At 58.0% G+C, this 21224-nt stretch carries 16 protein-coding genes; 11 read left to right on the top strand and 5 right to left on the bottom strand.

The genetic code is table 11. The features are described 5' to 3' along the window. The first annotated feature begins 7 nt into the window (after positions 1–7). The 4 genes from alr to dnaG all read left to right on the top strand — a co-directional run bounded on the left by alr (position 8) and on the right by dnaG (position 5351). Complete coding sequence (alr, locus tag GYM67_RS06490; RefSeq protein ID WP_220236137.1) at positions 8–1366, top strand: alanine racemase; 1359 nt, start codon at positions 8–10, stop codon at positions 1364–1366. Between the two features lie 70 nt (positions 1367–1436). Further along, positions 1437–1895, top strand: coding sequence for an Ohr family peroxiredoxin (locus tag GYM67_RS06485; RefSeq protein ID WP_220236136.1), 459 nt, complete (start codon positions 1437–1439; stop codon positions 1893–1895). 18 nt (positions 1896–1913) lie between these two features. Next, a complete protein-coding gene (locus GYM67_RS06480; protein WP_220236135.1) occupies positions 1914–3197 on the top strand; it encodes a deoxyguanosinetriphosphate triphosphohydrolase in 1284 nt (427 codons plus the stop codon). 57 nt (positions 3198–3254) lie between these two features. Continuing rightward, on the top strand, positions 3255–5351 hold the full coding sequence (dnaG, locus tag GYM67_RS06475) for a DNA primase (RefSeq protein ID WP_220236134.1): 2097 nt from the start codon (positions 3255–3257) through the stop codon (positions 5349–5351). A gap of 85 nt (positions 5352–5436) precedes the next feature. Here the strand turns inward: dnaG and GYM67_RS06470 are convergent, their stop codons facing one another. Then, positions 5437–7356: an alpha/beta hydrolase gene (locus GYM67_RS06470; RefSeq protein WP_220236133.1), complete on the bottom strand. Its 1920-nt coding sequence runs from the start codon at positions 7354–7356 to the stop codon at positions 5437–5439. Between the two features lie 561 nt (positions 7357–7917). Between GYM67_RS06470 and GYM67_RS06460 the strand changes: the two genes are divergently transcribed. Continuing rightward, positions 7918–8670, top strand: a complete 753-nt coding sequence (locus tag GYM67_RS06460) for an HAD family hydrolase (RefSeq protein WP_220236132.1) — start codon at positions 7918–7920, stop codon at positions 8668–8670. A gap of 10 nt (positions 8671–8680) precedes the next feature. Here GYM67_RS06460 and GYM67_RS06455 read toward each other — a convergent pair whose 3' ends face one another. Further along, a complete protein-coding gene (locus GYM67_RS06455; RefSeq protein ID WP_198215887.1) occupies positions 8681–9013 on the bottom strand; it encodes a nucleotide pyrophosphohydrolase in 333 nt (110 codons plus the stop codon). Between GYM67_RS06455 and GYM67_RS06450 the strand changes: the two genes are divergently transcribed. The 5 genes from GYM67_RS06450 (at position 9012) to GYM67_RS06430 (ending at position 16458) form a co-directional block, all read left to right on the top strand. Continuing rightward, on the top strand, positions 9012–11234 hold the full coding sequence (locus tag GYM67_RS06450; RefSeq protein ID WP_220236131.1) for a DUF2075 domain-containing protein: 2223 nt from the start codon (positions 9012–9014) through the stop codon (positions 11232–11234). The two genes, GYM67_RS06455 and GYM67_RS06450, sit on opposite strands and share 2 nt — an antisense overlap. A 98-nt stretch (positions 11235–11332) precedes the next feature. Next, positions 11333–12277 carry a uridine-preferring nucleoside hydrolase UriH gene (uriH, locus tag GYM67_RS06445; protein ID WP_220236130.1) on the top strand — a complete coding sequence of 315 codons (945 nt, stop codon included), beginning with the start codon at positions 11333–11335 and terminating at the stop codon, positions 12275–12277. Between the two features lie 5 nt (positions 12278–12282). Then, the gene (gene uriT / locus GYM67_RS06440; RefSeq protein ID WP_396019987.1) at positions 12283–13728 is read left to right on the top strand and encodes a uridine transporter UriT; all 1446 of its coding nucleotides are present in this window, start codon (positions 12283–12285) and stop codon (positions 13726–13728) included. Positions 13729–13976: 248 nt separating this feature from the next. Next, positions 13977–15158 carry an SLC13 family permease gene (locus GYM67_RS06435; RefSeq protein WP_220237441.1) on the top strand — a complete coding sequence of 394 codons (1182 nt, stop codon included), beginning with the start codon at positions 13977–13979 and terminating at the stop codon, positions 15156–15158. 136 nt (positions 15159–15294) lie between these two features. Next, positions 15295–16458, top strand: a complete 1164-nt coding sequence (locus tag GYM67_RS06430; protein ID WP_309485623.1) for an MFS transporter — start codon at positions 15295–15297, stop codon at positions 16456–16458. A 46-nt stretch (positions 16459–16504) separates the two neighbouring features. Here GYM67_RS06430 and GYM67_RS06425 read toward each other — a convergent pair whose 3' ends face one another. Genes GYM67_RS06425 through GYM67_RS06415 form a run of 3 tightly spaced genes read right to left on the bottom strand, consistent with a single transcriptional unit; the run spans position 16505 to position 18239 of the window. After that, positions 16505–17110 carry a DNA-3-methyladenine glycosylase gene (locus GYM67_RS06425; protein ID WP_220236128.1) on the bottom strand — a complete coding sequence of 202 codons (606 nt, stop codon included), beginning with the start codon at positions 17108–17110 and terminating at the stop codon, positions 16505–16507. After that, complete coding sequence (fdxA, locus tag GYM67_RS06420) at positions 17107–17493, bottom strand: ferredoxin (RefSeq protein WP_220236127.1); 387 nt, start codon at positions 17491–17493, stop codon at positions 17107–17109. The genes GYM67_RS06425 and fdxA overlap by 4 nt, the downstream gene beginning before the upstream one ends. Next, a complete protein-coding gene (locus tag GYM67_RS06415) occupies positions 17490–18239 on the bottom strand; it encodes a helix-turn-helix transcriptional regulator (protein ID WP_220236126.1) in 750 nt (249 codons plus the stop codon). The genes fdxA and GYM67_RS06415 overlap by 4 nt, the downstream gene beginning before the upstream one ends. A gap of 58 nt (positions 18240–18297) precedes the next feature. Here GYM67_RS06415 and GYM67_RS06410 point away from each other — a divergent pair, with 58 nt between their 5' ends. Then, positions 18298–20955 (top strand): multicopper oxidase domain-containing protein, encoded by a 2658-nt coding sequence (locus tag GYM67_RS06410; protein WP_258561462.1) that lies wholly within the window; start codon positions 18298–18300, stop codon positions 20953–20955. Positions 20956–21224: the final 269 nt, after the last annotated feature.

Genomic DNA, 21224 nt, shown 5'->3' with positions numbered 1-21224 from the left:
TGGAGCCATGACTTTGAATGCAGCACCGGCATGGCGGTTCTCCGGGCCCGAGGGCCAGAGACATTACGAGGAAGCTCTTCGGGCCTATCCTGGGCAGATCATCGTGGACTTGCGGACCTTGAAGGCCAATATGGTCACCCTGGTGAAACTGGTTCATTCCACGAACCCCGGTGCTGCAGTCATGGGCGTGGTCAAGGCCGATGCCTACGGCCATGGGCTCATCCCCGCCGCCCTGGCGGCCTTGGCCGGCGGGGCCACCTGGCTGGGCACGGCCCAGCCCAGCGAGGCCCTGCGTCTGCGTCGTGCAGGCATAGGCTCCGACCGTTGCCGGATTCTGTCCTGGATGTTCAACGGGGACTGCGCCCCCTTCGGTCAGCTGATTCAGGCTGACATCGACCTGGGCGTCGGTTCCCTGAAGACCATGGACATGGTGGCTAAGGCTGCAGATCAGGTTGGCAGGCCTGCCCGTGTCCACATCAAGGTGGACACCGGCTTCGGACGCAACGGCTTTACTCCTGAAGCCTTCGGGGATGCCCTGCACGAGCTCTCCACCCTGGCCGCCCAGGGTCTGTTGGAGCCTGTGGGGCTTTTCAGCCATCTGGCAGTGGCCGACATGCCTGGCGTGGACGAGTTCGTGTCGTCCACTGGCGAGCAGATCGCCCTCTTCGAGGAGTTCTCTGACAGGATGGCGGCCGCCGGCATGAAGCCCGCAATCCGGCATCTGGCCAACACCGCCGCCACACTCACCCGTCCTGGGATACGTTATGACCTGACCCGTCCTGGCATCGGCCTGTACGGATACGAGCCGGATCCCTCCATGGGGGTTTCGACTGATTATGGCCTACGCCCGGCAATGACCCTCCAGGCTCAGCTGGGCACCGTCAAGGATATGCCGGCCGGCCACGGCGTCTCCTACGGACGCACTTATTTGACGGAGAAGCCGACAAGCACGGCCATCTTGCCTCTGGGATACGGCGACGGGATTCACCGGTCTGCCTCGGGCTTCGACCGTGAGGGCGCTATGGGCCGGGAGCGCTTGGGCGGCCCCGTCCGTTTGATGACTCGTCAAGGACCCAAGTTGGTTCGCGTCGCTGGCAGGGTCTGTATGGACCAGTGCGTTCTTGATCTCAAGGGCATGGCTTCCGAATTGGGAGTGAACGAGGGCGATACCGTTGTTCTCTTCGGGCCAGGTCGGGGGGAGGATCGGGCTGAGCCAACCGCTGATGACTGGGCCCGGGCCGCCGACACCATCAGCTATGAGATTTTCACCTGCCTGCGTAGCCGGATTCCGCGGCTCTATCTGGGTGTGCATGAGGTGGTCGACCCTGCCGACCTGCACCTGATTGCCCCTGAATCTGTAATTTGAGACCACAATCACAGGTCGAACATAGGCTTGGAGCCTTGTCAAGGGGCATTATTAGTGGTGAGATGAGGTTATGGCTACATATACAGGAAATGAACCAAGCAATATATCGTACACAGCTGTAGCTGGCATCACCGGTGGCCGCGAGGGCCATGCGGACAGCCACGAGCCCGATCTCTCCTTGGACCTGGACACGCCCAAGGCCATGGGGGGCAAGGGCCAGGGCACCAACCCCGAGCAGCTCTTCGCCATCGGCTGGGGCGCCTGCTTCCAGGGAGCCATGGGACTGGCCGGCAAGGAGTTGCGCGTGTCGGCCACCAAGCTTGCCCAAAGCAGGGTGCGCACCCATATCTCCCTCGGTGACCAGGGCGAGTCCTTTGGCATCAAGGCTCTGATCGAGGTTTGCCTGCCCGGCGTCGATCGTGATCTGGCCACCCGCCTGGTGGAGCGCACCCAGGAGCTTTGCCCCTATTCCAAGGCCACGGCGGGCAATGTGCCCACTGAAGTGGTGGTCGTGGACGATCTGGACTGAACTGAGCGGACGCGCCTGATGGGCACTGACGAGGAGGGCGGATCCCGCCTGCTGGCCGAGGGCTACTCCGCCCGGGATCAGGAACGGTGGGCTCCAGAGCCTCCAAAGACCAGCGGCAGGACTCCCTTCGAACGTGATCGGGCGCGCCTGGTCCATTCTTCGGCGTTGCGTCGGTTGGGGGCCAAGACGCAGATCCTGGTCGCTGGCACTGATGACTTTGCCCGCACGCGGTTGACCCACACCCTGGAGGTGGCTCAGATCGGACGGCAGATTGGGACCATGCTGGGCTGTGACCCCGACGTGGTGGACTGTGCCTGTCTGGCCCATGACCTGGGTCATCCGCCCTTCGGCCACAACGGCGAACGCGCCCTGTCCTCGCTGGCCTCGGATATAGGGGGATTTGAGGGCAATGCGCAGACCCTCCGTCTGCTGACCAGACTGGAGCCCAAGGTCTTCCACTCGGACGGACGTTCAGCAGGGGTTAACCTGACCAGGGCTGCTCTGGATGCTGCGGTCAAATACCCCTGGACCCTGGCTGAGGCCTCGGCTCATCCTAAGGGGGAGAGGACCGCCAAGTTCTGCGTCTATCCGGACGATCAGGAGGTCTTCCATTGGCTCAAGCAAGGGGCGCCGCGGGCCAGCACGCCTATGGAATGCCAGGTCATGGATCTGGCTGATGACATCGCTTACAGCGTCCACGACGTGGAGGATGCCATCGTGGTTGGTTCCTTCCTACCTGAACGACTGGCTGAGCCTCGAATCATCGATGGCGTGGTTCAGGCCGCCCAATCCTGGTATGGCGACCGCTGGGATGCCGACCAGTTGGTCCGAGCCCTGGAGACCGTCCGTGGCATGCTGCCGACAGGCTTCGATGGTTCACGCCGGGCCCTGGCTACTTTAAAGAACACCACCAGCTATCTGATCGGCCGCTTTGCCGACTCCGTGGAGGCGGCCACTCGAAGCCGCCACGGCCATGGTCCGCTGACCAGGTACTCGGCGGGACTGGTCATTCCTTCCCGGACCTCCTATGAGATTGTGGCCTTGAAAGGGATTGCCGTCTACTTCGTCATGGCTCCCCGCGAGAAGGAGCCCTTCCACGCAGAGCAGCTGAAAATCGTGACCGACCTGGTTGAGGTGATGATGGCCGATTCGCCAGCCCCCTCTGATGCCTTGGAGGATGTCTTCCTGGAGGATTGGCGCCAGGCAGGTTCGGATGCGGAGCGTCTGCGGGTGGCCATCGACCAGGTGGCCTCCCTGACCGACGGTTCGGCGCTGGCCCTGCATTCCCTGGTCTGCCCATAGGCCTGCGGCATTTATGCCAGGCGCGACACATCCCCCTGGGCCGGTAGGCTGGATGTCATGTCCGGAATGATCAAGAAGGAAGACATTGAGAAGGTCAGGGCCAAGGCCGATCTGTATGAGATCGTATCTGAAAGTGTGACCCTGAAGCCTTCCGGTTCCGGCACCTACATGGGCTTGTGCCCCTTCCACGACGAGAAGTCCCCCTCCTTTTCAGTGCGTCCCTCCATGGGGGTCTGGCACTGCTTCGGCTGCGGCCTGGGCGGCGATGTCTTCACCTACGTGGAACAGGAGGAGAACGTCGAGTTCGGCGATGCCGTCGAAATCCTGGCAGACAAGTACCAGATCGAGCTGCATTACGAAAACTCCCGCCAGGACACGCGTCGCGGGTCCAAACGTTCCCGGTTGCTGGAGGCCAACGAGGAGGCTCAGCGTTTCTTCGTCTCGCAGATCATGAGCAAGGAGGCGCTGGCGGGGCGCAAGCTCTTGGCGGGCAGGACCTTTTCCCAGGCTGACAGCGCACGCTTCGGCTGCGGGTACGCCCCACGCGGATGGGACAACCTGGTTCGCCATCTGTCCACCAAGGGTTTCACCCAGCAGGAGATGCTGGACGCCGGGCTGGCCAGACAGGGGCAACGTGGGGTTTACGACTACTTCCGGGGCAGGGTCACCTGGCCCATCAGGGATTCCACAGGACGCACCTTGGGCTTCGGCGCTCGCAAGCTCTACGAGGACGACGGCATCAGCGCCAAGTACATCAACACGCCGGACACCCAGCTCTACCGCAAGAACCAGGTGCTCTACGGCATCGATCTGGCCAAGGACGCCATTGTCAAAAAGCGGCAGGTGGTCATTGTGGAAGGCTACACCGACGTCATGGCCTGCCACCTTGCCGGCGTCGATACGGCTGTAGCCACCTGCGGCACTGCCTTCGGCGAGGACCATGCCAAGATCGTCCGCCGGCTCATCTCCGACGATGCCCTGGGGGCCATCCAGCTGGTGGGGCCGGTCCAGGGATCCCGAGTGGTCTTCACCTTCGATGGGGATGCGGCCGGGCAGAAGGCCGCCCTGCATGCCTTCGGCCTTGACGGGAGCTTTCTGACGCAGACCTTCGTGGCGGTGGCTCGGGAGAATCTGGATCCATGCGATCTGCGCATCCAGTACGGCGATGAGGCTGTGCGATCCTTGGTTGAGCATGCCCGACCGCTGTACGACTTTGTCATCGACACTGCCGTGGCCATGTTCGACACCCAGTACACCACCGGGCAGATGGGGGCGGTCAAGGCCGTAGCGCCCATTCTGGCCCAGATCAGGGATCGCTCTCTGGTGGGGGCCTATACCCGCAAGACCGCCAGAAGAATCGGCGTGGATCTGGATCTGCTGCGTCAGGAGGTCAACAGGGCACGTCGCAAGCTGCATGTGAAGGACCAGGATGCCTATGCGGTCCGCACTTCTCACCGTGGTGCAGGTGAATCGGAGGGTCGTGCGGGCCATGGCAGTGACGATGCCATGCGACGCCGCAGTATACAGCGCGAGGATGCCCTTCGACAGGGCTACCACCACATCGATGATTCTGTCTTCATCTGCGAGCAGCAGTTCATGGGCGTGCTCATTCAGATTCCCAGGGCGGTTGGGTCGGATGCCTTCGGCCAGCTCAGTCCGGACAGTTTCGAGGTTCCGATTTTCCGCTCGCTCTATCGGGCTGTGCAGGCCGCCGGAGGGCTGCCCGACAGGAAGACGCCACAGGGACTGTGGATGCATAATCTAACCAAGGCGGGCGGGCCCATGCTGGAGTCGGCCATCAATGAGCTAGCCGTCATGCCCTTGCCGCTGAATTTGGATAAGCAGGAGGATAAGCAGCGAGGCTCAGGCCCAGGTTCCGAGAAAGGCAATGAGGGGGACGATCAGGGCGCGGGCTCCGAAGATGCGGACACGGATGTCCAGCTGAAGCAGCCTAGCCCGGAGGAGCGTCAGTACGCCTCCGAGCTGCTGGCAAGACTGTTGGACGCCACCTACATGCGTTTGATCGCTTCGGCCAGGCACCGGATGAATCAGTTGCCCGACGGTCAGGAGAAGTTCAACCTTCTTGGTCAGCTCACCCAGTACGAGACCCAGCGCAACGAATTGCGCAACCAGGTCTTCGGCAACGCCGAGTGAACCGGCGGCCGGCTAAATCTATCTTCCCGTCCTTGTCGATTTTCCCGGACAGGGACGGGGAGGATTTGGGCTAAATGGTTCCCTGTCAGGCGGGGAAGGATATCTGCGAGTTGATGCAGGTCATTATCGTGACGATGATTGCGGTAATGATGCCGCCCAGATAGGGATTTCGGGTGTGACGGTAGATCGCCCGGGTCACCAGAGGCATGACGGCCAGTGGAACCAAGGGTGTCAGCATCCAGTCCGGTATCTGTGTGCTGTTGCCAAAAAGACCGTTGACTCCAGTGGCGAAGAAATACCCATATCCAGCTACTGCTATAAGCAGGGCCGGCAGCATGTCGAAGAATGCCAGCAGACCTATGTTGGCTGCTGGGCTCCTCCCGAATGAGGTGGAGTAATTCAGGCTATTGATGAAGACCGATGTGGTTCCGTAGGCTACAAGGAAGAAGGGCAGTAGCTTGAGCATCTCAGGAATCTTGTCGGCGGTGAATGGTCTGGCGGCCCAGTACCAGAACCGGAAATCGGAGTTGAAGAGGAACTTGCAGGTGAAGATCAGCAATATAGCCAGAAGACTCACTGTCAGTGCAAGCTTTATTGTCTGCCAAAGTCTTCCCCCACTGATGGGCAGATCAAGATCCGAGACTTTAATGCCCCTCTTTCGCGCATACATGCGGTACCACAGAATCGTCAGTCCAATCATGAATACGGCATTCAGACAGCCCCAAACACCGTAGAACAAGGGCATGCCTTGTCGAAAGAAGTTGCCGATATGCTTGTCGACTTTCAGCCCGAACAATGTCAAGGCACTGGCAACTGAGAAGGCAGTGGCTGACAGCAGGCAGACCCAAAGCCATACTGAACCTCCCTTATTGGCATCAGCTTGACGCATGCGTGCCGGTTCCTCTGATCCGGCCTTTTTGAAGAGGTTGGTTCTGACTAGACAGAGTGTTCCATAGACCATGAAGAGCATGAGGCCAATCAGTCCAAGAAGCCCTCCGATCATTTTAACAGGATAGATATGGTCGCCGTCGGCAAGGCCTGTTTTCAAGTTGAAAGCCTGCACCATGAATTGAACAGCGTCAGTGCAGGGTCGGGATAGGAAGAGCACCGTTCCATGCGTCCCATTCTCCATGTATATGACGTGCGAAGCTTGATGGCCATTGATCTGCTTGTGGTACCACCGGCCGCTGATTCCTGCAGGGGTCTGATCGGTGGGTGTGATGCCGAAGTTGAGGAAGGATCGTGCGTTATTTGATTTGAGGTACTGTGGGTTGGGCTTGATTTTGCCAGTTGACGTATCTTTTTCCTTGAAAGAATAGTCGTCGTATTTGCCGGCGAGTACTCCTACGGTGCGCTCACGGTAGTAGTTGAAATACTTGCCGTTGGTGTTCTTCCTGGCTGCTTCGACGACGTTGGTCTTGCCGGGTACATATCCGAAAGCAGCCGTCTCGTTGTCCCTATAGACCGGGTCTCGGCTGACATAGAGCACGGTCTTGATCAGTGGATGCCGGCGCTTGTTATCGATCAGGATGGATTCGTGTATGGTGTTCCCGCCTCTTGAATGCCCTGAAACCCCTATCCGATCAGCGTCGACAAAGGGGAGAGAGGTGAGGTACTCCACTGTGTCATACAGTCCGCGCCCGTTCACCAGCCATTCCTGGTCATTGAGGATTTCAGATTCGCCATGGCCATAGAGGTCGAAAGATACCACGACGAAACCTCTGCGGGCCCACTCAATCTGGAAGTCATCGCTTTTCTCCTTGTTGGTGTTGCCTCCGTGAGCAAAGACAATGGCAGGTGCCGGGTGCTTGGGGGAAGCTGTTTTCGGCTGGAGCATGTCCATGCTCAATCGGTGGCCTGACGGCGATTCAATTTGCAGCGTCTCCTTGGTAACGTGTCCCCCATCGGTTTGAGCCAGATTGGACATAAGTCCACACGTCAGACAGAGAATGAGGGAAATGGTCAGGCCGATGGCTGAATTGTGAATGAGTGCGGTTTTTTTCATGGATTCGTCCTTTTTGTGCTGTTCGCGTAGTCTTCCAGGATTGTTGCTTGCATTGATGATCCTCGTTGTTCATCGCGTATGTAGGTGCTGAAACCAGCAACGCCTACGAGTGACCTAGTTTGGTGCAAGACAGAGCACAGTAATCGATCCCCGTTAGATAACCGGTGATGCCTTACTGATATAGTATTACCGGTAAGGCATGACAACCTGTTTCTTGTACCTATTTTGGCTCTGTGGCACATTCTCAAGTACCGAGTGGATGGGCGGAATACGCCGTAATAATGGGCATGAACATACAACGCAGAAGGACGGCTTTGCGCTACAGTCAAGAGTTCGTCGCCTATAATGCCAACCTTTCCCGGTTCGCATATCAGCAGTTGGAGCATGGTCAGTCGCGACCCGGGAGTCCAGCCAATCCCAGTTTGATCAACATAATGGCAGTTGCTCAAGTGCTCAATGTGAGTCTGGATGAGCTGCTGCCTGATCCATGGCCGGATCTTCATGCTAAGTAATGTGCAGCAGCGCCATTCTCAAGACAGGCCCTGCCGATAGGGTGAATGCATGAACATGGAGCATCAAAAGGATAATAAAGCCCGGTCTGCTGTGGGACGCCGGCCGCTTGCAGTCTTCTGGGACATGGACGGAACCCTGATCGATTCAGAGCCTTACTGGCATCAGGCGGAGGTCGATCTAGTGCGTGAGCATGGAGGAGACTGGAATGCCGACTTGGGGTGGCAGGTTTCCGGCAAGCCTCTGACCAAAGTGGCAAGGGTGATGCGGGAGCGTGGTCTTGACCTTCCTGAGGATCAGATCCCAGATCTGCTGATTGATGGAGTAATCGCCATGGAGGAGCGTCACATGCCATGGATTGAAGGGGTTCGTGCCATCCTGACAGACCTTGTTGAGGTTGGCGTCCCCTCGATTCTGGTCACTACTTCGCCACGCCGCATGGCTCAGGCTGTGGTCGCTAAGGCACCCGAGGGAGCTTTTGCCGACTATGTCTGCGGGGATGATGGGCTGGCGCAGAAGCCCGATCCTGCTCCCTATCTGCATGCGGCCAGTCTGGTGGGCATCAACAGCCCTGATTTGATGGCCTTCTGCCTGGCTTTCGAGGATACCCTGACCGGCATCACCTCGGCTGTGGCCTCAGGAGCTACTACTGTGGCTTATACCGGCACCAACCCGGTCGACACCTCATCAGGCCCCCAGTTCGCTTCCTTGAATAGATATGTTGGAGTAACCTTGGATGATTTGTCTGCTCTGATTGTCGAGCGACTCGGACGATCGGGGTCGCCGGCTACGCAGACTTGCTGAATCGATCCGCCTACTGCAGGGGCCGGTATTTTCGGCTGGAACCGCGCGAAGTGGCCACCGGATATCTGTCGGCAGTCCTTTGCAGTTTGTCCATGATGATTCGGTCCATGTCCAGATCCAGTCGATCCGCCAGCTGGATGCAATAGGTGAGCACGTCAGCCAGTTCGTCGGTCACGTGGCCTTCATCTCCGTCCCTGGGATCATCCCCCCATTGATAGCATTCCAGGAGCTCGGCAGCTTCGATGCAGATGGATTTGGCTAGGTTTGCAGGCGTGTGAAATTGATCCCAGTCGCGCTCGTGCACAAAATCCATCACTGCTGTTTCTGTTTCCTTGCTGATCATGATTTCGAGCCTATCAGCCGGCTATCCTGCCATCATATTGGTGTGGGTTTGTGACATAGTGAAAACCATGGATTCGTTAAGTGCGCCGAAGCCTGTGGTGTTGACTCTGCCCTATGGCAATTATAGAGATGAGGATTTTTCCAAGGCCATTGCAGAGTACAAGCAGGCGAAAGCTGTTGGCAGTCAGGGCAGTAATTTGGAGGGGAAGCTGCTTGAGGAGCTGTTCCTACGCTATCCCACTGTGTATATCGTCTCTGCCGACGAAAGAGATAGCAGCAAAAAGCAAGGCGGTGGGCCCCCTTATGTGGTTTACGTCGGAGAAACCAACGACATCCGTTCTCGAACTAGGCAGCATATTGAGCTGGATCCACGGACTCGGACGGATTGGGAACGCTTAGTGCGATTCATGCACGATCATCAGGACAGGGTCTGCCAGTACATCATTGGTGATCGCCACTTTAATAAGTCTCTGACCCTGGATATGGAAAATCGGCTGATGGGGTATATGCAGAGCGTCGACGCGGTCAAGCTGGTTATGAACCGTAGAACTAACGCTCAGGACAGGTATTACACCAGCGATGAATTCGACAGCATCTTTTCCAAGGCTTGGCGGACTCTGCATGAAATGGAGCCCGATCTGTTCCCGGAAGAAAAGGCGATTCTGGACTCTGCCCTGTTTAAGGCTTCGCCTTTCCGCAAACTCACCGACGAACAACGGCGAGCAGAAGAGGCTGTTCTGCATGTATTGGAGTCGGTCATTATTCAAAACCGTAACGAGGGCTTCCACTCGATGACAGAATCGATAGGCCCGGTTCAGATCAACAATGAAGGCCATACCCAAGTTATTGTCGTTCAGGGCATGTCAGGGACAGGGAAGACCGTTTTGCTCAGCCATCTCTTTTATCAAATATGTGCCAGTTATGGCATCTATGGTGACTTGGGCGGAAAGGGCGATACTCGTTCGGCAAATGCCAGGCAGCGTTCCTACATCATTGTCAACCAGACCGAACAGGCTAATGTCTACAACCAAATGGCTCTGAAGCTGGGACTGCAAAAGAAACGCGGCCAGTGCGTGGTTGGTGCTGTCCAGTTCATCAATCGGTTCAGCAAGCACACCAATCGAAATGGCCGGTCCACAGGCAGGGCAGCGAACCCCATGAATAGCGTCGACGCCCAGGCAGATGTGGTGCTGATTGACGAGGCGCACCTATTGTTGACACAAGGATCGCAGAGCTACTCCGGAAGCAACCAGCTCTACGACATTTTGCGGCGGGCAAAAGTAGCCATCGTGGTCTTCGACCCGGAACAAGTGTTGCGTGGGTCCCAGTTCGTCGATGCTCAGGAAAGTCGGCTTCTGGGATTGACGGGTTCTGAACAGGACAAGTCATTCTCCCGGCCCGTGCTCATCCGTGAAAAGTCACGGGATGGTCAGTATGTACGCGAGGATACCTTCCAGGTCAGTCATGTACATTTGGGTCGACAGATGCGCATTCAGGCTGACCCTGCAACATGCGCATGGTTGGATCGGATGACAGCCAAGGATGGCGTGATTGGTCCACTGCATCCGGATCCTTGGGAGCATCCTTACGAGATCAAGGTTTTTGATTCGCCAAAGGATTTGAGGAAGTTCATTCGTCAAAAGGACCAGGAACAAAGAGTTAAGGGCTCTTTGGGCCTTTGCCGACTCTTATCCACCTATGACTGGCCTTATAGCAGCAAGAAACACCCGGATCCACAGGATTCCTCTCGTCACTGGCAGGTTGTATTACGCCAAGAGGACTCAGGCCAGTGGGTGTGGGCCGAAGACGGTCAAGACGGGGATGGCGAATTCGCAATGCCTTGGAATTACGAACTATATGAGGCTCAGGGAAACTCTGCTGCAAATCATCGGATTGCATGGGCCGAGTTGCCCTTCACCATCGATGAGGTGGGCTCCATATTTACCATTCAGGGTTTTGACCTCAACTACGCGGGGGTCATCCTCGGACCCTCGGTCACCTACAGGAATGGAAAGGTCAAATTCGAACCGAAGCTTAGTTGCAACACATTGGCGACTAATCAGCGGTCGGAGCCGGATATGGATCCTGTGGACAATCTTCGGCATGAGTTCAATGTGTTGCTCAAACGAGGGGTGCACGGATTGGGGCTATTCGCAGTGGATTCCGAGCTTCGGGATCGACTGGCCTGGGCAGTGGGTGGGTTCGCCCAGGTCCGGGGCTGACCAGCTTAACGCGCCTGCATCGATTGAATGCCAATCAGCGGTATTATGTTTTGGGCTATGGCCCAGGGCATATTTATGAGAAAGGTGCAGGCGAGTATATGACGACGCGCAAGATCATCCTGGACTGTGATCCCGGTCATGACGATGCGGTGGCTATCCTTCTGGCAGTAGGCGATCCGCGGATCGATCTGATCGGAGTGACTACGGTTGGCGGCAACCAGAGTCTGGACAAGGTTACCTACAATGCGAGGGCTGTGCTGGAAAAGGCTCATGCGCGCCAGGTGCCGGTCCATGCCGGATGCGATAGGCCGTTGGTGCGTCCTCAGGAGGTGGCCGCCTCCATCCATGGCCAGACCGGTCTGGACGGCGTCGAGCTGCCTGAACCTGCCCGGCCCCTGGATCCTGGCCATGCAGTCGATTGGATCATTGAGACTATCATGCGCGAGGAGCCGGGCACAGTGACTCTGGTTCCCACTGGACCCCTGACCAACATCGCCATGGCTGTCCGCAAGGAACCCCGCATCGTCGATCGCGTCCAAGAGGTTGTGCTCATGGGCGGCGGCTGCCATGTGGGCAATTGGAGCGCTGTCGCTGAATTCAACATCAAGGTGGATCCCGAGGCCGCTCATATCGTCTTCAACGAGCCTTGGCCTGTCACCATGGTAGGGCTGGATCTGACCCATCAGGCCTTGTGCACCCCGGAAGTTCAGCAGCGCATCGAGGGCATCGGCACCAATCTGGCCCACTTCGTCAGCGGGCTGATGGACTTCTTCCGCAAGTCCTACCAGGACAATCAGGACTTCGTGGATCCGCCGGTGCATGATCCCTGCACTGTGGCCTATCTGATCGACCCCTCTATTGTGAGCACCCGTCGTTGCCCGGTTGATGTGGAGCTGCGCGGGGATCTGACTTGCGGGATGACCGTGGCCGACCTGCGCGGTCCGGAGCCCTCTGCCGAAGACTGCCACACCCAGGTGGCTGTCAAGCTGGACTTCCAGGGATTCTGGGACCTGGTGGTCAAGGCCATCACTGCGATTGGATGAGATCGATGAAGACTTCGAACACAGCTGCATCCCAGACCGACAAGCCTGCTGCCACGACCGCTGGCGGCTCAGGTTCTTCGATCGTCGCTCTGATGACGGCCCTTATGGCCGCTGTCTTCGCTTTCCAGCTCAACGCCTCCATGCTCTCGCCGGCCCTGACAACCATGGGGACCGAGCTCAACGCCAGCAGCTCCAGCATCGGTCTGACCCAGACGGTGTTCTTCACCTCCTGTGCGGTCTTCTCACTCTTCCTGCCTCGGTTGGGCGATCTGGCCGGCCGCAAGAAGGTGCTGCTGGGCATGTTGAGCCTGACGGCGCTGGGATGCGTGGTCTCCGCTCTGGCGCCCAATGTGACGGTGCTCATGATTGGTCGTGTCATTCAGGGAGTGGCCGGTCCGGTCGTGCCCATGACCCTGATCATGTTGCACGCCGAGGTGACCGATGAAGCCCGCTACGCCAAACTCATGGCTGTTCTCACGGCGGTCAATGGCGGCATCGGCGGCGTGGATGCCATCCTAGGCGGTTGGCTGGCTGGCACTTTCGGCTTCCGATCGGTCTTCTGGTTTATGGTGGCCATTGCCGTGATCGCCGTACTCCTGGTGACCCTATTCGCCCGCGAGAGCTATGCAGAAAATCGTCCCCGCATGGACTGGACCGGCGTGGTCTTCCTGTGCATTGCCTTCCTGGCCGCATATCTGGCTATCAATGAGGTCGAGAAGCTGGCCCAGGCGCGCTGGATCCTAGTGGTTGTCGAGATTCTGGTTGCTGCGGTCTTCTTCATGATCTTCTGGAAAGTTGAGAGCACCACGTCGGCACCCATGGTCACCACCACCTATTTGAGGCAACGGCGCACCTGGGGCCTTCTGCTGACGACTCTCACCACCATGGTCGGTGTCTTCGCCATTATGAACGGGATCGTTCCGGCCCTGGCTCAGGATGGGGAGGTCGGCGTCGGTTTGAAGGCCAGCATCGTCTCCTTCGCGACGCTGACCCCCTATGCCCTGGTCGGTCTGGTCTTTGGCCCGGTCGCCGGGATGCTGGCATCGCGCTTCGGCTACCTCAGGGTTCTGAGGGTGGGTCAGTTGGTCAGCGTGCTGGGACTGGTCTTCGGCATTTACGTCTGTCTGGTCCCCAGCATCTGGAGTCTGGTGGTGCTTTCCCTAATCCTGGGTGTCTCCTATGCGGGGACGGCCAACATCATGCTCAACGGGTTGGGCGTGGTCCTGTCTCCTGCGGACAATACCGGGTATTTGCCGGGACTCAACGCCGGAGCTTTCAACCTGGGCTCAGGCCTGAGCTATGCAGTCCTTTACGCATTCATGAACGGTCTGGCGGCGTCCGGGGGAGCCCGCAATGGATATGTTGCCGCCATGGTCGGCGGCGGCGTGCTGGTGCTGATTGCCCTGGCCCTGTCCTACCTGATTCCCGATCCGGAACGAATGGATGACTAGTAATATTGCCATCTGATAGGGGTTCTGCGAATGCAACCTATTCGCGGGACCCCTATTCATGTTTCATGAGCATCTGACTCTATGCCTATCCGACAAAGGTCAAAAGTCGGGGCCAGACAGGCTAGCGGCCAGTAGCTCGCGAGTCTTCCGACCGTGGGCACAGCAGCGGAAAATAGCGCCATGAGGGGTCCTGTAAGCCTCTGTCAGGCGCGTAAACTAAGTGAGGAATTCGTTCGCCGGAGGTGACCATGCAACATCGGGTGATCGGGCTGCTGAAAAACGAGACCGTTCTGGTCGTCGCGGCAGTCATCGCTCTCATATCCTGCATCCTCATTCCTCCCGACAGGCAGTATCTGGGCTACATCCACGTCAATACCCTCACCCAGCTGGGTTCTCTGATGATGGTGGTCTGCGGCTTCCAGCGCATCGGGGTCTTCCATGCCATTGGCGCCGGCCTGCTGAGTCGTGTCCGCTCGGTGCGGGGCCTGGCTTTGGTCCTGGTTTCCCTGCCTTTCTTCTCCAGCATGTTCATCACGAACGATGTAGCCCTGGTTACCTTTGTGCCCTTCGCCATTGCTGTTCTCATCATGGCTGGTTTGGAAAGCCATGCTCTGCTGATCGTCACCCTGATGACGTTGGGCGCCAATGTGGGCAGCATGCTAACGCCCATCGGCAACGCCCACAACTTATATCTCAAGGCTCGCTCCGAGATGCCTACTGGTGAGTTCCTCTTCCTTATGGTGCCTTATGCCCTGGTCGCTGCCCTGATGCTCTTCCTGTGCTGCTGGTTTGCTTTCAGGAATCGGCATCTTAACAAGTTCGAGGGCATGGATCCGCAGGAGATTCGCCGCAGCGTACTAGCGCCCAGGGAGGATGAGATACAGCCTCAGGTGAAAGAGATGCAGCAGTCCAGCGGCTGGCGCATCGCCATCTACCTCCTTCTCTTTCTTGTCTGCCTGCTGGGCGTGGCCAAACTGATATCCCAATGGGTTATGGTCCTGGTGGTAGCGGTGACCTTCTTGATCTGCGATAGGGGGGTCTTTCTGCATGTAGATTGGGGACTCCTGCTGACCTTCGTGGCTTTCTTCGTTTTCATCGGCAATGCGAGGAGGATTCCCCAGTTTTATAACCTGGTCAGCGGCCTGGTCAATATCCATCCTCTGATTACCTCGGTCCTGTGCAGCCAGGTCATCAGCAATGTGCCCACAGCCCTTCTAGTCTCAGGTTTTTCGACAGCCTGGCACCCGATCATTCTTGGCACCAACCTGGGCGGGCTCGGAACCTTGGTCGCTTCGATGGCCTCGCTGATTTCCTACAAGGCCGTAGTCAAGCAGTATCCGGGCAAGAAAGGCGAGTACCTGAAAATCTACACCGTTTTTAATCTGCTCTTCCTCGTCGTGTTGCTTGGCATGGCCCTGCTGCTGGAGTAGACTACCCCCATCAACCAGGAATGGTGCCGCTGACATTGAGAGGGAGGCAGCGACGGTGGAACCGGACCCGTGCGCGTCTAAGTCCAATGACACAGGGATATTGTCCAGGCAGAATCTTGGAATTCTGGTTGGAATCATGGCCTTGGCCATCATGTCGCGGTTTGACTCCATCATTTCTCCCTCCGTGGCGGCCATACAGGCATCCTTTCCTCGCACTGATCCTTCAACCGTTGAGTCTGTGGTTTCCATCGGCTCTTCGGCTGCTATAGTTTCCGCCCTTTTATTCGGTCACCTCTTGACCAGAATGAGTTTCAGAACCGCTGGCTGCATCAGCTGTCTGTGTGTCGCGCTGGGCGGCTTGATGCCCCTTTTTGTGCACAGCAGTGTAGGCCAGCTGCTCTTGTTCGCTTTGGTCGTCGGGTTCGGCGTGGGCATCGCCACCACAGTCCTGCCCAGCCTGTCGGCTAGGTTCTTCCGCGGGAAGCGGTTGGCGGCGCTGATGGGGCTGGTCTTGGCTGTTCAGGATGGCTCTTCCATGCTGGTCCTTGCCCTGGGCGGTGTTCTGGCCAAGGGAGGGTGGCTGCACAACTATTGGCTCTATTTCCTAGCCCTGCCTGCCCTGGTCTTGGTCATCTTCATGGTTCCCGGGGTCGGTGCCGTCGAGGAGGATTCACAGGCGGTAGGATCTGAGGCATCGTCCTCACAAAAGGGCGTGCAATGCTGGTGGGCCACTCTTTCCTGCATTCTTATCGGTTTTCTGAGCATTTTCCTGGTCGCGGTCCTGTACAACAAACTCGCGGTCTACATAGCCAAGTACAGTTTGGGCGGCACCAGTGCAGCCGGGGTGGCCCTGATGTTCAACACGGGTTCCTCGGTCGTGATTGGTCTTAGCATCAACGGCATCAAACGGGTTTGCCGACAATGGACCATTCCATTCGCCTTCCTTCTGATGGCCCTGGGGGCCCTGCTCTTCCTGACCACCCGCTCCTTCCCGATAGTCTGTCTATCAGCATTTCTGATTGGGTCAGGCAGTGCAATCAATATGGCCACCTGCCCTTTCCTCCTGTCCAACCTCACTCCGGACAGACGCTATCCGCTGGTTATGGGGGTCTTTTCGGCCACCACCAGCCTCGGTTTTACGGCATCTACCTGGGCCTTCAAGACTTTCTCGAAAATGTTTGGACTGGATCCGGTGACAGGCAGTTTCATAGGCATGCTGATCATTGCTCTGTTGGCTGCTGTCATGCTCTCGCTTGTTCGCTTCCAGAGCTGTGTCGAGTCCCGCTTCATCAAGCGATAAGTTATCCTCTAGGCTGTATAAGCCAGAAGCGCAGGTTTTCGCCCGCTCATCGCGACAGGCAGGGATTGCCGGTGATGACGAATCTCCGTAGAGTCTTTTTGGCGTGCGATATGCCTATCCGCGGTGTTGCCGTGATGGTCTCGTCCTGGTCCAGTCCCGCCATTGCCAGGCGGATGGGTGGTTTTCTGAGATCATGGCCATAGTTGCGCTTGTCGATGTCCAAGGCCTGGCAGAGCTTGGCGGGCCCGTTGGCCAAATCCCGGTCCGAGTGACGGCCGTGCCTATGGCTGCGCAGAAGGTCCAGACCCTGCGTTGGCTGACAGGCTCGAATCAGCACCCCAGCGCCGAACCCGTCCTCCTGGCAGGAGATATTCATGCAATAGTGCATTCCATAAGTGAAGTAGACATACATATGCCCGCTGGGGCCGAAGAGGGCAGCGTTGCGGGCCGTTCGCCCTTGGTAGGCGTGGCTGGCCGGATCATTTTGATCGTAGGCTTCGGTTTCCACGATCCGAACCCTGGCCTGCTCACCTTCCGACTCATAATCGCGAATGATAAAGCAGCCCAGAAGCATCCGGGCTGCCTCCTCCACAGGGCGGTCCAAAAAGTCAGGGAAGACCAGGTGATCGTCTTGGCTTGAACGGGCCTTCATTCCGTTTGGTCCTTGCGGACCCAGACCGCGCGCTGGCTGCGTGATTCCGGCTGAATGCAGACGAAATTATCCTGGTGTGGCAGCGCGGCGACCTTTGGATGGTCGTGATCGTAGGGTCCCTGGGCCTGGGCGCCGCCTGCATCGCCGACCTGGGCAAAGAAGTCTTCAGAGGCATCCTTGAACCAAGTCCATTCCTCCGGCAGGTCTTCTTCGTAGAAGATCGCTTCCACAGGGCAGACTGGCTCACAGGCACCGCAGTCGATGCATTCGTTGGGATTGATGTATAGATTCCTAGGGCCCTCGTAGATGCAATCCACCGGGCACTCATCCACGCAGGCCTTGTCTTTGACGTCCACGCAGGGCTGGGCGATTACGTAGGTCATTGCTTTGCTCTCCTTTTTGATTGGCTGTCCGCTTTCGCTACTTTCAGGAAGCATCCCTTTGGCGAGGACAGAGGTTTCAGCGACACACTGGCTTTTTTAACCTTGGCCGCCTTGCAGCTGCCCTCCATGATTCCTTGGACCATGCCCAGATGGATTGTGCAGATAATGGGGTGGGCGTTGACGCTGTCCAAGAAGGGGCATGAGGTCAGATATAGGCTGGCTGAATCCGGTTCTGCCGTAACCGGAGCAAAACCCAGGGTGGCCAGAGTGCTCGACAGGGCCTGAGTCATGCTTGATGACACGCCCTTTTCTGTATTTCCCCTGCTTCGTCTGACCAGAGTACGGCCCCAGACCTGACCTGCTTTCAGTGCAGCCCTGCCCCTGCTGCCAATATCGGGGCAGGTGGTTTCCAGAGCCGTGCAGAGCGAAGAGATCATACCCTCCTGGGCGTGGTTGGTGGATGTGGGGGAGTAGATGACAGCTGGTCTGCCTCGACTGGCTGGTTGACCATCATTGCCGTTTCTTTGGCGGACCGCCTCGCCCTGTTCGACCAGATGTTCAAGATGGAAACGAGCGGTCGTCGGATGGATGCCGAAGGCTTCTCCGATCTGGTGTGCAGTTAGACCTGTACCAGTATGTTCGACAGCCGTATGCAGGTAATCCAAGATTGCAGAGCGGATCTTCTCTCCGGTTCTGCGCTTGCCGGCTTGGTCCCATTGTTTACGGGCTTGAATTTCCTGACTCATAGATTAAATTGTATAACTATCAAATTAATTATCAACCTGGGACAAGGCGGACAGACCAATGCAGAACGACCAGAAGATGCGCAAGTCCGGTGGCGGAACGGCCTTGCCCAGATCCAGGATGGTCCTCCTTATCGGCGCTGGCCTGGCTGCACTGCTTGGCCTTGTTGCAGCGCTGATCCGCGCGGATCTGATCCATCCCTCAGACAGGGTGCCCCTGGCAGATCTGCATGGCGGGCTCATGGTCTATGGGTTTTTGGGCGCTGCCATTGGTCTGGAGAGGGCGGTGGCCTATCGCAGCGGTGGATCCAAGAAGCCCTCCTGGGGATTTCTTGCTCCCGCCTTGGGCTTGCTGGGGTCTCTGCTCTGCCTGCTGTCGCTGACAGTATCAAGCCGCGCTGCTGCCCCGGCATGGGTCAGGGTGGAGCTTTTTGGCGGCATTCCGTGGACTTTATCCATGTTGATTATGACAGCCATGTACTTGGCCATCTGGCATCGACAGCCTTCCGCAGAGGTGCTCATACAGGTTCTCGGATCCCTGGTGGGGCTGGTCGGAGCTTTTGGATGGGTTGCAGGATTGGACGCCTCGGTTCTGGCTCCAACCTGGCTCTTCTTTCTGGTTCTGACCATCGTCGGTGAGCGGGTGGAGCTGGCCAGGGCGGTCTTTTCGGATATCCGTCTTGAATCGGGGATTCTGGGTCTAAGTTTGTTAACCGTCCTGGTCCTGCCGGTTCAAGCCATGGCGCCTTCGGTCGGCTATCCGCTTCTGGGGCTGTCGCTGGGCCTGCTCCTCCTGATCATGGCCAGTCATGATGTGGCCAAGGGCACCTTCCGTCACGGCGGCCTGCCAGGATTCATGGGCACCTGCATGCTGTCGGCTTACGCCTGGGGACTTCTGGCTGCCCTCATCTGGATGGCGGCACCCGTGGATTCCGGCACTTACTGGGGCGACATGGCACTGCACGCGCTGGCTGTGGGATTCATCATGACCATGGTCATCGCCCATGTCTGCATGATCGTTCCCTCGGTCATCCGCAGGCCTCTGCCCTTCCATCCGCTCCTTTGGGGTGCCTGGGCGCTTATGCAGGTTGGTTTGCTGATCAGGCTCCTCGGAGCCATCCGGCTCTACACGCCCTTATGGAAGGCCGGGAACCTGCTGAATGTGCTGGGAATCCTCTCCATGATGCTGATTGTGGTGTACCTGGCTGCCCGTGGCAAGCAGGTCCTGGCATCCAAGCGCTACCGTCGGCGCCAGCCCGAGGGCTCGCAAAACGAACGGATGGGGACCCTGGCACTGAGGATGGACCTGATTGCCACCTCGGCTACTGTGCTGATCCTCGTGGCCGCCGTGGCTTTGATGGCCCTGCGGCCGACGCTGGCCGTCTCGGTCGAGGCAGCACCTAGCGCCGTAGGCGTCCAGGGGGCATCGTCAAAGAGCGTCCCGCCGACGGGTCACACCAGCAGAGCCTCAATCAAGGTAAAGGGGATGGCTTTTGTGCCGGATGTCATCACCGTCAAGGCAGGCGACCGGCTGGTTGTGGATTTTCAAAACACCGGAGATCAGCGGCACGACTTGGTTTTTGCCAATGGCAAGAGCACAGGGTCAGTTCCGGTAGGCCAGAGCGCCTCGGTCGACGTGGGGGTCCTGGGGGGCGACACACTGGGCTGGTGCTCGTTGGCAGGACACCGCCAGATGGGCATGGAACTCAAGATCAGAACAAAAGGTGGAGCTGTTGCCGAGCAAGGTCAGTCCTCCGCAGGGAAGGCAGCCCTAAGCCATGTCCCATCAGCCGCCAAGCTCAAGTCGCAGGCAGAGAAGAGCGACCCTGCCCACGCCGCCCTTCCGCCGCTGGACAATCAGGGGAAGGCTGGAATCAGAAAGTACACGCTGGACGTCAAGGAGCGCAAGGAGCCGGTGGCAGCAGGGATTGAGCGGACGGTCTGGAGCTTCGACGATGCGAGTGATCCACGCGATAAGGGTTCGCGGCCCCTGGCTCAAGGTCCAGTGCTCAGAGGCCGGGTGGGAGACACCTTTGAAGTAACCATCAGAAACAAGGGAAGCATGAGCCATTCCATTGACTTTCATGCCGGCCCGGCCGTCCCCCAGACCATGATGCGCAACATAGAGCCAGGCAAGGAGCTCCTGTACACCTTCACTGCTGGTCGGGCTGGCATCTGGATGTATCACTGCAACAGCGACCCCATGTCAAACCATATAGCCAACGGCATGTACGGGGTCCTGGTCGTGGATGACGGCACCCTGCCGCCAGTGGCTGCTGAATATGTTCTGGTCCAGTCCGAGATCTATCTGGGGTCCGATGGAGGGACTGCCGATGCTGAAAAGGTTGCGGCCATGAACCCGGATATCATGACTTTCAACGGTCGGGCCTTTCAATATGACGCCCACCCTCTCAAGCTGGAGAAGGGGCAAAGGGTCCGCATCTGGGTTCTGGATGCCGGCCCCAACCAGCCGCTGTCCTTCCATATCGTGGGAACCCAGTTCGATACGGTCTGGACTGAGGGCCGCTACCTGATTGGCGGAAGCGCAGGTGCGAATTCCGCCGGTCCTTCATCGGCCGGAGCGCAGGTCCTGCCCCTGCTGCCTGCTCAAGGCGGCTTTGTAGAGCTCAAGGTCGATCAGCCCGGCGACTACTCCATAGTCAACCACGTCATGAGTCTGGCCGAAAAAGGCGCGCATGGCATCCTGCGGGTGTCATGATGTAATCAAGCGACATCTGTGCCGTGCTCTGCTGATTGTCTGTCGTTTTCAATCCTGCAGCTGGAGTCCTTTGCGGTCCATGCGGCAAGGCGAGCCTGGATGTGAGCCAAGAATCTGCGCACCTTCAACGATGGCCCAGATTGAAGAGGTGAGAGGGCCGATGAAGAGAACGAAGATGGTGATCAGCAGTTGCGCAACCCCACGCCCGTTTCTTGCCCAGATGACAGTTGTGTATGCCGAAGCCGCCTAGGAAGAAGTCAGGATGGCCG

It is taken from the genome of Bifidobacterium asteroides, assembly GCF_019469425.1.
Lineage (GTDB): Bacteria > Actinomycetota > Actinomycetes > Actinomycetales > Bifidobacteriaceae > Bombiscardovia > Bombiscardovia asteroides_I.
Note: the sequence above shows the minus strand (reverse complement) of the source record. Positions and strands in the feature narration are given on the sequence as shown.

What these genes read in the sequence shown, in the direction of transcription:
- alr (WP_220236137.1), top strand. Translation starts at nt 8, where the DNA reads ATGACTTTGAATGCAGCACCGGCATGGCGGTTCTCCGGGCCCGAGGGC.
- GYM67_RS06485 (WP_220236136.1), top strand. Translation starts at nt 1,437, where the DNA reads ATGGCTACATATACAGGAAATGAACCAAGCAATATATCGTACACAGCT.
- GYM67_RS06480 (WP_220236135.1), top strand. Translation starts at nt 1,914, where the DNA reads ATGGGCACTGACGAGGAGGGCGGATCCCGCCTGCTGGCCGAGGGCTAC.
- dnaG (WP_220236134.1), top strand. Translation starts at nt 3,255, where the DNA reads ATGTCCGGAATGATCAAGAAGGAAGACATTGAGAAGGTCAGGGCCAAG.
- GYM67_RS06470 (WP_220236133.1), bottom strand. Translation starts at nt 7,356, where the DNA reads ATGAAAAAAACCGCACTCATTCACAATTCAGCCATCGGCCTGACCATT.
- GYM67_RS06460 (WP_220236132.1), top strand. Translation starts at nt 7,918, where the DNA reads ATGAACATGGAGCATCAAAAGGATAATAAAGCCCGGTCTGCTGTGGGA.
- GYM67_RS06450 (WP_220236131.1), top strand. Translation starts at nt 9,012, where the DNA reads ATGATTTCGAGCCTATCAGCCGGCTATCCTGCCATCATATTGGTGTGG.
- GYM67_RS06455 (WP_198215887.1), bottom strand. Translation starts at nt 9,013, where the DNA reads ATGATCAGCAAGGAAACAGAAACAGCAGTGATGGATTTTGTGCACGAG.
- uriH (WP_220236130.1), top strand. Translation starts at nt 11,333, where the DNA reads ATGACGACGCGCAAGATCATCCTGGACTGTGATCCCGGTCATGACGAT.
- uriT (WP_396019987.1), top strand. Translation starts at nt 12,283, where the DNA reads ATGAAGACTTCGAACACAGCTGCATCCCAGACCGACAAGCCTGCTGCC.
- GYM67_RS06435 (WP_220237441.1), top strand. Translation starts at nt 13,977, where the DNA reads ATGCAACATCGGGTGATCGGGCTGCTGAAAAACGAGACCGTTCTGGTC.
- GYM67_RS06430 (WP_309485623.1), top strand. Translation starts at nt 15,295, where the DNA reads ATGGCCTTGGCCATCATGTCGCGGTTTGACTCCATCATTTCTCCCTCC.
- GYM67_RS06425 (WP_220236128.1), bottom strand. Translation starts at nt 17,110, where the DNA reads ATGAAGGCCCGTTCAAGCCAAGACGATCACCTGGTCTTCCCTGACTTT.
- fdxA (WP_220236127.1), bottom strand. Translation starts at nt 17,493, where the DNA reads ATGACCTACGTAATCGCCCAGCCCTGCGTGGACGTCAAAGACAAGGCC.
- GYM67_RS06415 (WP_220236126.1), bottom strand. Translation starts at nt 18,239, where the DNA reads ATGAGTCAGGAAATTCAAGCCCGTAAACAATGGGACCAAGCCGGCAAG.
- GYM67_RS06410 (WP_258561462.1), top strand. Translation starts at nt 18,298, where the DNA reads ATGCAGAACGACCAGAAGATGCGCAAGTCCGGTGGCGGAACGGCCTTG.